Below are 14,045 nucleotides of genomic sequence, written 5' to 3' on the forward strand. Positions count from 1 at the left end.
ATCGGGCCGGCCCGGGCCGCGCGCGGCGACCGCGCGCGACCCGCCTGCACGCGCCGCGGGTGACCCGGCGGCATGTGCCGCGGTCGGAGCCCGCGCGGGTCGCTCAGCCGCCGCGGAACCGGCGCGACGCGGCGACCTCGGCGCGATACGCGTCGACGTGGCGGGCGCGCACGTCCGCCGGCCAGCCCAGCAGCGTCGCGGCGCGGTCGGCGACGCGGTCGACCACGTCGAGGCCCTGGTCGCGGCCGACGAGCAGCAGCGGAACGCGCCGCGCGAGGATGTCATCGACCGTACGCGCCATGTCGTCTTGCACCGCGAAGTCGATCTCGGCCCAGACGTAGGGCAGGTCGTCGTTGATCCGTTCGCCCAACGACGGGTTGTCGTGGATTGCGCGGGCGAGTTTCTTGGCGCGCGTGCCGTAGGTGTTGGCCAGGTGCGTCGCGGTGTCGGCTGCGATGCCGAACTCGTCGGCAAGGCGGTGGGCGAATTCGCGCACGCCGGTCATGCTCCGGCGCGGCAACCCGGCCGCGCCCGGCAGAGGTCGCGTCTTCGTGCGCGGGCGGCGCAGCCTTTCGGCGTCGAAGTCGGCGCGCCGGTTGGCGTCGAGCCACTTGATCGCCTTCTTCACGCATTCTTTGGCCATCCGCCGGTAGGTCGTGAGCTTGCCGCCGGCGATGACGATCACGCCGTCGTCGTGGACGTAGATCTCGTGTTCGCGCGACACCTCGCCGGTCGACGCGTGGCGGTCGTCGATCAGCGGGCGCAACCCGGCCCAGGTGGCGATCACCTCGTCCGGGCGGAAGTGGGCGTCCGGAAAGTAGGCGTTGGCGCCGTCGCACAGGTAGCGCACGTCGGCCGCGTCGGCGTGCACGTCGTCCGGGTCGCCGTCGAAGTCGGTATCGGTCGTGCCGAGCACCGTGCGTCCCTTCCACGGGATCGCGAACATCACGCGGCCGTCCGTCTGCGAGATCAGCGTGATCGCGCGCCGCAGCGGCAGCTTGTCGCGGGGAAACACGATGTGGACGCCCTTGGTCGGCCGCAGGATGCGGCGGCCGAAGCCGAGGCCGAGCTTGCGTTCGAGCGCGTCGGTCCACGGTCCGGCCGCGACGATGACGCACTTGGCGGCGACCTCGCGCTCGGCACCGGTGAACACGTCGCGCACGCGCACTCCCGACACCTGGCCGCCGGTGCGCAGGATCTTGACGACCTCGGTGTACGTGTGGATGTCCGCGCCGGCCGCCTCCGCGTCGATCGCGTTTTCGACGACCAGCCGCGCGTCGTCGGTGACGCAGTCGTAGTACTCGATCGCACCGCGCAAGCCGTCTTTGCGCAGGGCCGGCTCGAGCTCGGCGGCGCGGTCGCCGCGGAACGTGCGGTGCAGTTTCGGCGCGCGGAACAGCGCCATCGTGTCGTAGATCCACAGGCCGATGTTGAGGATCTCGAGGCCGGGCTTGGCATCCTTGTAGACCGGGACCAAAAACGGCAACGGGCGCACGAGGTGCGGCGCGACCTGGCGCTGCACCGCGCGCTCGCTCACCGACTCGAACACCAGGCCGAACTCGCCGTGTTCGAGATAGCGCAGGCCCCCGTGAATCAGCTTGGACGACTTCGACGACGTGCCCGCGGCGACGTCGCGCTTCTCGAACAGCGCGACGGTCATCCCGCGCAGCGCCGCATCGCGCGCGATGCCCACGCCGGTGATGCCGCCCCCGAGGACGACGACATCGTACGGAGCCGCTTTCGTCATTTGTTCGCCACCTCGTCGACCACGCGGATGTACAGCTCCTCGAGCTGGGCCGGCGCCACCGGAGTCGGCGCGTCGGTCATCAGGTCGGTCCCCTTTTGCGTCTTCGGGAACGCGATCACGTCGCGCAGGGACGGCGCGCCGGACAGCAGCATCGCCAACCGGTCGAGGCCGAAGGCGATGCCGCCGTGCGGTGGCGGCCCGTACTGGAACGCGTCGAGCAAGAAGCCGAACTTGGCGCGCGCCTCGTCGTCGGAGATCGACATGGCCTTGAACACCTTGGCCTGAAGATCGGAACGGTGGATACGGATCGACCCGCCCGCGACCTCGACGCCGTTGCACACCAGGTCGTAGCCGCGCGACAGCACGCGCGCGGGATCCGTGTCCAGGTACGGTTCGTCCTCGATGCGCGGATGGGTGAACGGGTGGTGCGCGGCCTGGAGCGTGCCGTCGTCGGCCTCCTCGAACATCGGCGGGTCCACCAGCCACATCAGCTTCCACTCGTCGCGGCGGATGAGCCCGAGCTTGTCGCCGATGTGCAGGCGGATGGCGCCCATGCACGTGTTGGCCGTCTTGAACGAATCCGCGACGAACAGCAGCACGTCGCCGGGCTGTGCGCCGGCCGCCGCATTGACGGCTTCGCGCTGGGCGTCGGCGAACACCTTGGCGAACGGCGCCTGCCACGCGCCGCCGTCCTGCACCCGCGCGAACGCCACGCCCTTGACCCCGAACGGCTTGGCGAAGTCGGTGAGCCGGTCGAGGTCGGAGCGCGACAGCCGCGAGCCGTCGGGCACGCGCAGGCATTTGACGATGTGCCCCTTGTCGATCGCCTGGTCGAACACGCGGAAGCCGGATCCGCGGGCGGCGTCGGTCACGTCGCACAGTTCGAGGTCGAGGCGCAGGTCCGGCTTGTCGACCCCGTAGCGATCCATCGCTTCGCGCCACGACATCCGCAAAAACGGCCGCGGCAGGTCGACGCCGAGGACGTCGCGCCACAGCGCGGCGCACAGCCCCTCGACCAGCTCCATGATGTCGTCCTCGCGCACGAACGACATCTCGATGTCGATCTGCGAAAACTCCGGCTGGCGGTCCTGGCGCAGGTCCTCGTCGCGGAAGCACCGGACGATCTGGTAGTAGCGTTCGAACCCGGCGACCATCAACAACTGCTTGTAGATCTGCGGGGACTCGGCCAGCGCGTAGAACGATCCCGGATGCAGGCGCGACGGCACGAGGAAGTTGCGCGCGCCGCCGGGCGTGTACTTGACGAGAAACGGCGTCTCGACCTCGAAGAAGCCGTGCTCGCCCAGGTAGCGGCGGGTGGTCTGGTAGATCTGCGAGCGCAGGCGGAAGCGCTCGAGCATCGGACGGCGCCGCAGGTCGAGGTAGCGGTACTTGAGGCGCAGCGCCTCGTTGGTGTCGATGTCGTCTTCGATCTGGAAGGGCGGAGTCGCCGACGGGCTGAAGATCTCGAGCTCGTCCGCCGCGACTTCGATCTCGCCGGTCGGCAGGTTCGGGTTGACGTTGTCGCCGCGCGAGCGCACCTGGCCGGCGACGCCGATGCAGTACTCGTTGCGCAGGTCGCCGGCGAGGCGGTGGGCCTCTGCCGACACCTGCGGGTCGAACACAACCTGGGTGATGCCGTCGCGGTCGCGCAGATCGACGAACACGCAGCCGCCGTGGTCGCGCCGGACGTCGACCCAGCCGGTGAGCACGGCGCGCTGGCCGACGTCGGCGGCGCGCAGCGCGCCGCAACTGTGAGTTTTCTTGTGCGTGGCGAGGAAGCCGCTCATGGGCCGCGCATCGTAGCGCCAACCCGGCGCGGATTCCGCTTGTTTTCGCGCGGATGACGCGGTACAAGAAAATAGTTCGGTTTTCCGATGTCAGCACTCAAGAATAAGGTTCCCGCGCCGAGCGACGAGCGGTTCGACCCGGGCTGGGTGGCCGAGCGCAGCCGCGCGTTCGAGACGGCTCGGCCGGAGGACATCCTCGCGTTCGCGCTCGCGACCTATGCGCCGCGAGTGGCGATCTCGACCGCGTTCGGGCTCGAGGGGTGCGCGCTCATTCACATGGCGCTGCAGATCGATCCGAACGTGCGCGTGTTCACGATCGACACCGGCTACCTGTTTCGCGAGACGCAGCAGCTCAAGTACGCGTTCGTCGAAAAATACGGCATCGACCTCACGACGTTCGAGCCGGAGCTCACGGTGCCGCAGCAAGAGCGACGCTACGGGTTGAAGCTGTTCGAGACCGACTCGGATGCGTGCTGCCGCATGCGCAAGGTCGAGCCGAACCGGCGCGCGCTCGCGGAACTCGACGGCTGGATCGCCGGGCTGCGGCGCGACCAGTCGCCCACGCGCGCCAATACGCCGCACGTACAACTGTTGCGCCACGCCGACGGCACGCCGCTGGTGAAGGTGTGCCCGCTCGCGCGGTGGACCCGCAAGGACACGTGGCGCTACGTGATGGACAACGGTGTGCCCTACAACGAACTGCTCGACCGCGGCTACACGTCGGTCGGCTGCTGGCCGTGCACGCGGCCCGTGCGGGAGGGCGAGGACGAGCGCGCCGGCCGGTGGAACGGGCGCAAGGCCGAGTGCGGCATCCACGAGCCGCCGGACTACTCGATTTGACGGGGGGCCTGCGGCGCGGCGGCGGTGGGACCCCGCCGCTTCGCCGGGGCGTCCCGAACGGCGCGCGGCTTGATCGGGGGCGCGGCGCGTGCTAGGCGAGATCCGTGGTCACCCGGTCTGCCGGCCATCGCGCCATCGCCGCCGCGCTCGCGGCGCTGTGGCTCGCGGTGCCGCTCGGCGCGGTCGCCGACGGGGTGACCGAGGTGCACGAGTACTGCGCCGAACACGGCGCGGTGGAACACGCTCCCGTCGGCGCCCCGGCGACGTCGCGCCACGCGGTGACGTCGCCATCCGGCCGCGACCACCACGACGCGTGCAGCTTCGACCGCGCGCTGGTGCGGATCGCCGCGCATGTGGACGCGCCGCAGGCGGCGCGGGGAGCCGGTGCGGCGCCGGTCGTCCAGGTCGGGCGGCTCGCCGAGGTGACGACGGGCGACCTTCTGCACGTGGCGCCCAAGACGTCGCCGCCGGCCTCCTGATGCGCCGTGTGTGTGCCGGCGCCGCGGCCGCGCGAGCGGCCGCCGCGGCGTCGGCCGACGGGTCGGGGCTCGCGGTCGACGAGCGCGAGCCCCGGCGTTCCACTCGATTGCTCAGGAGACAGCATGGTCCGACTCACCCACGCGGTGCCGGTCGGGATCGCGCTGGCGTTGGCGCCGCACGCGGCCCGCGCCCAGGCGACCGACGCCGGCCCGCCCCCGACAGCACCACGACGCGACGACGCGGGCGCGGCCGCCCGCCCGTCCGCCACGCCCGGAGGTGGCGCGGACGCCGGCGCGGCGGGCGACGGCGCGGCGGGCGACGACGTGTCCCCCGAGGAGCTCGCAGAGATCGAGGCGGCGATGGCCGCCGACACCGCGACCGCCGCCGAGGCGCGTCCGGCGCCGGCCGGCCCCGGCGCGGGCGCGGCCGGCACGCTGAACCCGGACATCTCGGCGGTGCTGGACGCGGCGCTGGCGTGGTTTTCCGACGACGAGCCGCTGCAGGCTGGCGGTCACGACCCGGCCGGCAACGGGTTCACCTTCCAGCAGCTCGAGCTGAGCCTCTACAAGGCGGTCGATCCGTACTTCCGGCTCGACGCGTTCATCGTGTTCCTCACCGAGGGGGTCGAGGTCGAGGAGGCGTACGCGACGACGCTCGCACTGCCGGGCAACCTGCAGGTGCGCGCCGGCCAGATGTTCACGCGCTTCGGGCGGCTCAACCACCGACACCCGCACGCGTGGTCGTTCGCGGATCAACCGTTCGTGTTGTCGCGGATGCTGTCGGGCGAGGGGCAGCGGGGTACGGGGCTCGAGGTGTCGTGGCTGGCGCCGCTGCCGTGGTACGTGGAGCTGATCGGCTCGGCGGTCAACCCGGGCAACCTCGGTGGCCACGGCGACCACGACGCGGCCGAGCCGGACGCCGGCGCGGAGCCACACGTCCACGATCTGGCCGACCTCACGTACCTGGCGAAGGTCAACCAGTTCTTCGAACTCGCACCGGACTGGTCGCTACTGTGGGGCCTGTCGGCGTCGATGACCCGCGGCGAGACCATCGGCGGCACGGATCTCTACCTCAAGTACCGTCCGATCACGCGCGCGAGCTACACCCAGGTCGCGCTCCAGATCGAGGCGCTCGCGCGGCGGCGCCGCGTCGGCGGCGCGACGTTCGTCGACTACGGCGGCTACGGCCAGATCACGTGGCAGTTCGCGCGCCGGTGGGCGACCGGCGCGCGTTACGAGTACGGCAGCACGGACGACCTGGACGCGGACGCGCCCGCGGACCGGCACCGCGCGGCCGTGTCGGTCACGTTCTGGCCGACCGAGTTTTCTCGCCTGCGCCTGCAGGCCAACCTCGACGCGCCCCGGTGGCGCGAACACCCCTACGCCGGCGTGTTCGCCACGGCCGAGTTCGTGATCGGCAGCCACGGCGCACATCGATTCTAGGAGGAGTCATGCATCGCATCGCATGGTCGTTGGCGGCGCTCGCCGCGGTGTTCATCCCCTCGGCGGCCCGCGCCGACCTCGACGTGGTCGCCACGGTCCCGGATCTCGCGGCGCTCGCCAAGGAGGTCGGCGGCGCGCGCGTCCGCGTGCGCACGCTGGCGTTGCCCACGCAAGATCCGCATTACGTCGACGCCAAGCCGAGTCTCGCGCTCGCGCTCAACCGCGCCGACCTGCTGCTCGCGGTCGGACTCGATCTCGAGATCGGCTGGCTGCCGACTCTGCAGACGGGCGCGCGCAATCCGCGCATCCAGGTGGGCGCCGACGGGTTCCTCGACTGTTCGCAGTTCGTCACGCCGCTGGACGTGCCGGTCGGCCCCGTCGACCGCAGCAAGGGGGACATCCATCCGCGCGGCAACCCGCACTACCTCACGGACCCGCGGGCGGCCGAGGCGGTGGCGCGCGGCATCGCGGCGCGGATGGCGCAGCTCGACCCCGACGGGGCGGCCGACTACCGCGCCAACCTCGCCGCGTTCACCCGGCGGCTTGCGGCGGCGCGGCGCGGCTGGGAGGCGCGCGCGGCGAAGTGGTCGGGCCGGTCGGTGGTCCCGTATCACAACTCGTTTCACTACCTCACCGACTGGCTGCGGCTGTCGGTCGTCGCCTATCTCGAACCCAAGCCCGGCGTGAAGCCGAGCCCCGGGCACGTCGCGAAGGTGATCGCGCTCGGCCGCCGCCAGCGCGTCCGGGCAGTCCTGCTCGAGGACTACTACCCCGCGGCGACGGCGAAGCTGGCCGCGGCGAAAATGGGCGCGAAGCTGATCGTCGTCCCGGGCGGGGCGCACGTCGACGACGGGCAGACGTACATCCAGCGCATGGACCAGGTCGTCGGACTCCTCGAGGAGGCGCTGCGATGACCGGCCGGGCCGCGCCGGCCGCCGCGCTGGTCGCGGAGGCGGGCGCCGCGTCCGCCGCGGAGCGCGACGAACTGGCGCGGTGCGAGCGCCTGGTCATCGGCTACCGCGGGCGTGGCCTGCTGCCGCCGATCGATCTGTCGCTGCGGCGCGGCGAGCTGTGGGCCGTGATCGGCCGCAACGGCTCCGGCAAGTCGACGTGGCTCAAGACGGTGCTGGGCATTTTGCCGCCGGTGGCGGGGCGGGTCGTGCGCGCCGCCGGTCGCGACCGGTTCGCGTACGTCGCGCAGGCGGCCGAACTCGACGAGCTTCTGCCGGTGCAGGCGCGCGACGTGGTCCTGTGGGGCCGGCTGCGCGGCTGGAGCTTCCTCAACCCGTGGCCGCGCGCCGCCGACCGCCGCGCGTGCGACGACGCGCTGGCCCACGCCGATGCCGCCGCCCTGCGCACCAGGCGCTACGGCGAGCTGTCCATGGGCCAGCGCCAGCGCGTGTTGTTCGCGCGAATGCTCGCCACCGACGCCGACTGCGTGTTCCTCGACGAGCCGACCGCGGCGATGGACATGGTGGCCGAGCGGGACGTGATGGAGCGGCTCGCGCACCTCACGCGGCACCACGGCCGCGCGGTCGTGGTCGTGACGCACTTCATCGGCCTGGTCGCCGACTACGCCGACCGCGTGCTGTTCTTCGACGTGGACAACGGCGTCGTGCTCGCCGGGCCGACGGGTGACGTGCTGCGCGACGACCGGTTCTTGGCCCGCTACGGCAAGGTGTTTCGCGATGGGCGGTGACGCGGCGATGACCTGGGCCGACTTCGTCGCCGGCTGGGACGCGATCTTTCGCGAGCCGGTGATCGCCGGCACCGTCGGCGGCGCGGTGTTGGGCTTCCTCGGCATGTACGTGGTGCTGCGCCGCATGGTGTTCGTGAGCGCCGCGGTCACGTCAGCGGCGGCGATGGGCGTCGCGCTCGCGTTCTACGTCGAGATCCACCACGCGATGCACGTCGATCCGCTGTACATGGCCGTCGGGCTGTCGCTGGCGACGATGGCGCTGTTCATCGGCGACGGCGCGCGCATGCGCCTGTCGCGCGAGAGCCTGCTCGGACTCACGTACGCGGTCACCGGCGGGCTCACGCTGCTGATCGAGTCGCGCATCAGCCAGGAGGCGCACGACATCCACTCGATCCTGTTCGGCGACGCGGTGCTGGTGCGCGACCTCGACTACTACGCGATCCTCGGCGCCGGCGGCGTCGCGCTGGCGCTGCACGTGTGGTGGTTCCGCGGCGTCACGTTCGCCGCGTTCGACACGGCGACGGCGCGGGTCCAGGGGCTGCCGGTGCGCGCGCTCAACGGCTTCGTGCTGTTGACGATCGGCGTCATGGTCGGCGTCGCCGCGCGCGCGCTCGGCGCGCTGCCGGTGTTCGCGTTCACGACGCTGCCGGCGATCGCCGCGCTCGTGATCGGCGTGCGGCTGCCGTGGGCGTTCGCGCTCGCGACCGCGTTCGGCGCGCTGGCCGGCGGCGGCGGCTACCTGGTGGCGACGTTCCGCGATCTGCCGGTGGGCGGGTCGCAGACGGTGACCGCCGGGGCGCTGGCGCTGGCGGCGATGGCCGGCTATGGCGCGGTGTCCGCGGTGCGCCGCGGGCTGCGGCGCCGTGGCGGCCGGGAGCCGCGGTAGGGCGCGCCACGGCTCGGCCGCCGGGGGGCCGCGCCGCCGCAGCCCGGCATCCGCGGTAGGGCACTCTCGCACGGCTCGGCCGCCGGCTGGCCGCCGCGGCCGATGTGGCGCCGGCGACGCGCGTCGCGTGGCGCTCGCGCGACAGCCGGTCGTCTCCTCGTGGACTTGCACCGGGGCACGACGTTTGCACCGACGACGGCCGATGACGGAAATGGCCACACTCGTCCGAGAGATCGCCGCGCGGCGCCGCGCGGCGCGGCGCGCGGTCCGGCCGGCGCAGGGGCCGCTCCGGCCGGCCGAGGCAGCCGGCTGGCTCGCGTCGGCCGCGGTCGCCGCCGCGCTGTTGTGGCTGCTCGCGACGCCGTGACGGCCCGGTGCCGGGCGTCCGCCGCCGGCGTTCGGCGGGCGCCGCCGGGGCTGCGCCGCGGCCGCCGGGGTGGTAAAAGCGCGCGGTCCCACCCATGACACCTGCATTCGACTCCACGGTGCGCCCGCGGGCGGGGAGGCTGGCGTGACCGCCGCCGACCGCGCGCGGGCATGGCTGGCGCAGGATCCCGACCCGGAGACCCGCGCCGAGATCGAGGCGCTGTTGGCCGCCGGCGGCGACGCGCTCGAGGCGAGGTTCGCCGGCCGGCTGTCGTTCGGCACCGCCGGCATTCGCGGCGTGCTCGGCGCCGGGCCGATGCGCATGAACCGCGTGCTGATCCGCCAGGTGACCGCCGGCCTGGCCGACTACCTGGCGGCGACGGTCCCGGGCGCGCGCGAGCGCGGCGTCGTCGTCGGCCGGGACGCGCGCCGCAAATCGGATGTGTTCGCCGAGGACACGGCGCGGGTGCTGCGCGGCAAGGGGTTCCGCGTGTGGCTCGCGCCGGGGCCGGTGCCGACGCCGCTGGTCGCGTTCGCGGTTCGGCACCTGGGCGCCGCCGCCGGCGTGGTCGTCACCGCGAGCCACAATCCGCCCGCGTACAACGGCTACAAGGTGTACTGGGAAAACGCCGCGCAGATCGTCCCGCCGCACGACGAGGGCATCTCGGCCGCGATCGATGCGGTCGCCACGACCGCCGACCTCGCGCTGCCGCCGCTGGACGCCGAACCGCTCGGCGCCGAGGTGGAGGAGGCGTACCTGGCCGGCGTGCGCGCGCTGGCGATCGCTCCCGACGCGGCGGCGCGCGCACCGCTGGCGATCGCGTACACGCCGCTGCACGGCGTCGGCGCGCGGTTCGTCGAGGCGGCGCTGGCGCGCGCGGGGTTCACCGACGTGCGGGTCGAGCCGTCGCAGCGCGAGCCGGACGGGACGTTCCCGACCGTGGAGTTCCCCAACCCGGAGGAGCCGGGCGCGATGGACCGCGTGCTGGCCCTCGCGCGCGACACCGGCGCCGACCTCGTGCTCGCCAACGACCCGGACGCCGACCGGCTCGCGGTCGCGGTGCCGGACGGCGACGGCTATCGGATGCTCACCGGCGATCAGGTCGGCGTGCTGTTGGCCGACTACCTGCTCGCCGGCACGGACGGCGACGACCGTCTGGTCGCGACGACGATCGTGTCGTCCCAACTGCTCGGCGACATGGCGCGGGCCGCCGGCGTCGCGTTTTGCGAGACGCTCACGGGATTCAAGTGGATCGCCAATGCGGCGCTGCAGCACGGCGGCCGGTTCGTGTTCGGCTACGAGGAGGCGCTCGGCTACTGCGTGGGCGAGCTGGTCCGCGACAAGGACGGCATCAGCGCCGCGGCGCTGGTCGCGGAGCTGGCCGCGGTCGCCAAGGCCGAGGGCCAGAGCCTCGACGACCGCCTCGACGCGATTTATCGCCGGTACGGCCTCTATCTGACCGAGCAGGTGTCGATCGTCCGCGCCGGCGATCGCGGGATCGACGAGATCCGCGCGGCGATGGACGCGTTTCGCGCCGCGCCGCCGGAGCGCATCGGCGACTGGGCGGTCGAGCGTTGCGTGGACGTCGCGCGCGGCGACGGCGGCCTGCCGCCGAGCGACGTGCTCATCTACTACATCGAGGGCGGCCGGCGCGTGATCATGCGCCCGTCGGGGACGGAGCCCAAGCTCAAGTCGTACTACGAGGTGCGCGAGGCGGTCGCCGAGGGCGAGCCGATGGCGGCGGCGCGCCGCCGCGCCCAGGCGGCGCTCGCGGCGCTGCGCGACGCGCATCAGGCGCGGCTGCGCGCCGCGTTCGCCACGCCCGGGTAGCGCGCGGCCCGGCCGGCGTCACCTGGCCGGCGCGGAGCCGGCGCCCGCGGCGCGGGCCACGATCGTCTCGATCGCGTCGCGCGCCAGCAGGCCCGGCCGCTCGAGCCGCCGCGTGAGTTCGATCCAGTTCGCGTCGGCCGCGAACACCTTGCGGAACAGCGGCAGCGACTGCGCGAGCCGACCGTTGGATGCGAGCGCAACCGCATGCCAGTAGACGATCTCGAGGTTGTCGGGCGCGAGCTTGGCGGCGGCGCGGTAGTGGCGCAGCGCCGCGGCCATGTCCTTGCGCTCCATCGCAGCGTCGCCGTCGTTCATGTGTTCGTAGGCGCGGTGGACCGTCAACAGCCGCCGCAGCTCGGCCACCGGCGCCGGGTGGTCTTCGACGCGCAGATCGACGAGGCGGTCGCGCCACGGCTGGCCGGTGGCCTCGCCCCGGACGACGAGCAGCGCGGCGGATTGGCGGCCGCGGATGTCACCGCCCGCCGCCTGGCCCGCCTCGAGCGCCGCGACCAACCGCTCGGCCAGCGGCCCCCGCGCGCGCCGGAACGCGCGCGCCATCGCCGGCACGACCCGGTCGTTGCCCATCATGTTGGCCTGGACGCTGAACCCGTCGCCGGTGACGTGCCCGGCCTCCGCGATGCACGCCTTGCCGGTGTGCACCGCGACCTCGCCGCGCGCGTCGACGAACGCGACCTGGCGGACGTCGCGCGCCGGGTCGACCGACACGAGCGCGTCGAGTGCCGCGCGGGCCGACATGCCGCTGGCCATCAGCTGGAGTCCGCGCGGGCCGTACGCCGGCTCCGCGAACGATTGCGTGGCGACGGCGCCGACGCCGGCCTCGGCCCAGGTCACGACGCTGCCGACGCTGAACCAGTGCGACTGGACGGCGACGCCGAGGTCGCCCGTGCGCGGATCGCGCGCGACGATCGAGAACGTGTGGACCGGCCGGCGCGGGACCGCCGTGTCGCCGAAAGCCGCGACGGCGCCGGCGCGCCGGTTGGGGGGCGCGGCCGGCGCGCCCGCGGGTTCGGCGGCCGGAGGGTCGGCCGTCGCCGGCGGCGCGCAGCCGCCTGCCGGCATCGCGGCGGGCGCCGCCAGCCACGCGCACCACAGGGTCGGAGCCAACCCGACGCGCCGCCGCGCGCACCACGTCGTCGAATCCGGTCCGAATCGGGGCATCGCCATCCTCCTGCGCTTGCGGCGCGCGCCGACCGTACCACGTGCGCGGGTGCCGTCGCGGGACGCGCCCCCGCGGGAAGGCCGGTCACGCCTGCGGCACGACGACGCCGGCGTAGCCGACCACGCGGTCGCGATCGCCGAACGCATCGCCGCTGGTGGCGTAGTCGGTCAGTTCGGGCGCGCCGCCGCCGGTGCGGTGCGCGTACGCGAGCATCGCCGTCGCCGGGATGAAGCCGCACATGGAGATGTCGTTGGCGACCACCGTCCGGTAGAGGCCGTGCGGGTCGGACGCCAGCAGCGGCGCGAGCGCCACCCGGTCGACCCGGCGCGCTTCGGCGTCGGGCAGGTAGTGGCTCATGTCGCTCGACGCGACCACCAGCACGCGGTCGCCCACGTCCTCGGCCGCGTCGGCGAGGGCTTCGCCGAGTTGCACCGCTTCGCGCTCGCTGAGGCCGGCGAGCACGATCGGCACGACCTTCACGCGCGGATTCTTCGCGAGCAGAAACGGCAGCTCGACCTCGATGGCGTGCTCGTAGGCGTGCGCGAGCGCGTCGGCCTCGGCGCCGGGGACGCGCGCGAGCACGCGGCCGGCCAACTCGGCGTCGATCGGGATCTGCGCCCCCGGGATCGCGAAGGCGCCGGCCGGGTGGACCGCGATGCGCCGGCCGAGCCCGGTGTGGTTCGGGCACAGCACGATCACGCGATCCGGCACCTCGACCTCCGCGAACGTCTTGCCCGCGACGTCGCCGGAGAACACGTACCCCGCGTGCGGGGCCATCACCGCGACCGCGCGGCGGCGGCGGTCTGGGGCGCCGGCCGCGAGGTGGCGGCGGACCTCCTGCTGCAGCGCCGCGGGGCTGCCCGGGTAGAACCGCCCGGCGACGGCCGGTTTGCGCACGGTCTCGGTCACACCCACAACATAACGCACGCGGGCGCTCCGCCAAGGCCGCCGGCGGCGCGCGCCGGCGCGGTGGGCGTGCTATCTCGTCGGTGCGCATGCGGATCGCCCACATCTCCGACCCTCACCTGCTGTCGTTCGACGGCGCGCGCCTGCGCGACTTTCTCAGCAAGCGCTGGATCGGCGGGCTGAACCTGGTGACCAACCGCGCGCGGGAGCACAGCGCCGAGGTGTTCGACGCGCTCGTCGACGACCTCAACGCGGCGGGCGTCGACCACGTCGTGTGCACCGGAGACGTCACGAACGTCGCGCTGCCCGGGGAGTTTCGGTTCGCGCGCGAGCGGTTCGACCGGATCGCGGCCGGCCCGCGGGATACGACGGTCATCCCCGGCAACCACGACGCCTACGTCGACGCGGGCGTGTCCCTGTTCGCGGAGCTGTTCGGCGATTTTTGCGCGTCCGACCCCGGCTGGGACCACGGCGACTGGCCGCTCGTGCGCGTCCGCGGGCCGGTGGCGATCGTCGGCGTCACCACCGCGCTGCAGACGCCGTGGTTCACCGCGTGGGGGCGGGTCGGCGACGACCAGCTCGCGCGATTGCGCGGCGTCCTGTCGGACCCGCGCCTGGCCGGGCGCTTTCGGATCGTCGCCATCCACCATCCGCCGGCCGGGCGGTACGCCCGCCATCGCCGCCACGGCCTGCGCGACGGCGACGCGTTTTGCGCGGTGCTCGCCGAGCTCGGCGCCGACCTGGTCCTGCACGGCCACGAGCACCGCGACCTGCGCGCGGACATCCCTCGGCCCGACGGCGCGCCGATTCCGGTGCTGGGCGTGCGGTCGGCGACGTACGCCGGCCGGCGGGCGAGTCACCGCGCGGGCTACACGATCTAC

General features: G+C 73.4%; 12 protein-coding genes. 8 read left to right on the forward strand and 4 right to left on the reverse strand.

The features are described 5' to 3' along the window. Positions 1–103: 103 nt before the first annotated feature. Both D6689_06065 and aspS read right to left on the reverse strand, forming a co-directional pair. Positions 104–1,747: a glycerol-3-phosphate dehydrogenase gene (locus tag D6689_06065; protein RMH43139.1), complete on the reverse strand. Its 1,644-nt coding sequence runs from the start codon at positions 1,745–1,747 to the stop codon at positions 104–106. Further along, the gene (gene aspS / locus D6689_06070; GenBank protein RMH43140.1) at positions 1,744–3,534 is read right to left on the reverse strand and encodes an aspartate--tRNA ligase; all 1,791 of its coding nucleotides are present in this window, start codon (positions 3,532–3,534) and stop codon (positions 1,744–1,746) included. Before aspS ends, D6689_06065 begins: the two co-directional genes overlap by 4 nt. A gap of 87 nt (positions 3,535–3,621) precedes the next feature. Between aspS and D6689_06075 the strand changes: the two genes are divergently transcribed. From D6689_06075 to D6689_06105, 7 genes are all read left to right on the forward strand, one after another. After that, positions 3,622–4,374 (forward strand): phosphoadenylyl-sulfate reductase, encoded by a 753-nt coding sequence (locus D6689_06075; protein ID RMH43141.1) that lies wholly within the window; start codon positions 3,622–3,624, stop codon positions 4,372–4,374. Between the two features lie 104 nt (positions 4,375–4,478). Then, on the forward strand, positions 4,479–4,853 hold the full coding sequence (locus D6689_06080) for a hypothetical protein (protein ID RMH43142.1): 375 nt from the start codon (positions 4,479–4,481) through the stop codon (positions 4,851–4,853). Positions 4,854–4,976: 123 nt separating this feature from the next. Further along, the gene (locus tag D6689_06085) at positions 4,977–6,296 is read left to right on the forward strand and encodes a zinc-regulated TonB-dependent outer membrane receptor (protein ID RMH43143.1); all 1,320 of its coding nucleotides are present in this window, start codon (positions 4,977–4,979) and stop codon (positions 6,294–6,296) included. 8 nt (positions 6,297–6,304) lie between these two features. Continuing rightward, entirely contained in the window at positions 6,305–7,210 is a 906-nt protein-coding gene (locus tag D6689_06090) for a zinc ABC transporter substrate-binding protein (protein ID RMH43144.1), read from the forward strand. Beyond that, positions 7,207–7,995 (forward strand): metal ABC transporter ATP-binding protein, encoded by a 789-nt coding sequence (locus D6689_06095; protein RMH43145.1) that lies wholly within the window; start codon positions 7,207–7,209, stop codon positions 7,993–7,995. Before D6689_06090 ends, D6689_06095 begins: the two co-directional genes overlap by 4 nt. After that, positions 7,985–8,881, forward strand: coding sequence for a metal ABC transporter permease (locus D6689_06100; GenBank protein ID RMH43146.1), 897 nt, complete (start codon positions 7,985–7,987; stop codon positions 8,879–8,881). The genes D6689_06095 and D6689_06100 overlap by 11 nt, the downstream gene beginning before the upstream one ends. Before the next feature lie 511 nt (positions 8,882–9,392). After that, positions 9,393–11,078, forward strand: a complete 1,686-nt coding sequence (locus tag D6689_06105; protein RMH43147.1) for a phospho-sugar mutase — start codon at positions 9,393–9,395, stop codon at positions 11,076–11,078. Between the two features lie 18 nt (positions 11,079–11,096). Here D6689_06105 and D6689_06110 read toward each other — a convergent pair whose 3' ends face one another. Together D6689_06110 and amrB are read right to left on the reverse strand one after the other, a co-directional pair. Further along, positions 11,097–12,158 (reverse strand): DUF1028 domain-containing protein, encoded by a 1,062-nt coding sequence (locus D6689_06110; protein RMH43149.1) that lies wholly within the window; start codon positions 12,156–12,158, stop codon positions 11,097–11,099. 184 nt (positions 12,159–12,342) lie between these two features. Continuing rightward, positions 12,343–13,155: an AmmeMemoRadiSam system protein B gene (gene amrB, locus D6689_06115; GenBank protein RMH43150.1), complete on the reverse strand. Its 813-nt coding sequence runs from the start codon at positions 13,153–13,155 to the stop codon at positions 12,343–12,345. A gap of 98 nt (positions 13,156–13,253) precedes the next feature. On the opposite strand from amrB, the gene D6689_06120 reads away from it, so the two are divergent. Then, positions 13,254–14,045, forward strand: a 792-nt coding sequence (locus tag D6689_06120; protein ID RMH43148.1) for a metallophosphoesterase, incomplete at its 3' end; no start/stop codon positions are given.

Source organism: Deltaproteobacteria bacterium (assembly GCA_003696105.1).
Classification (GTDB): domain Bacteria; phylum Myxococcota_A; class Polyangia; order Haliangiales; family J016; genus J016.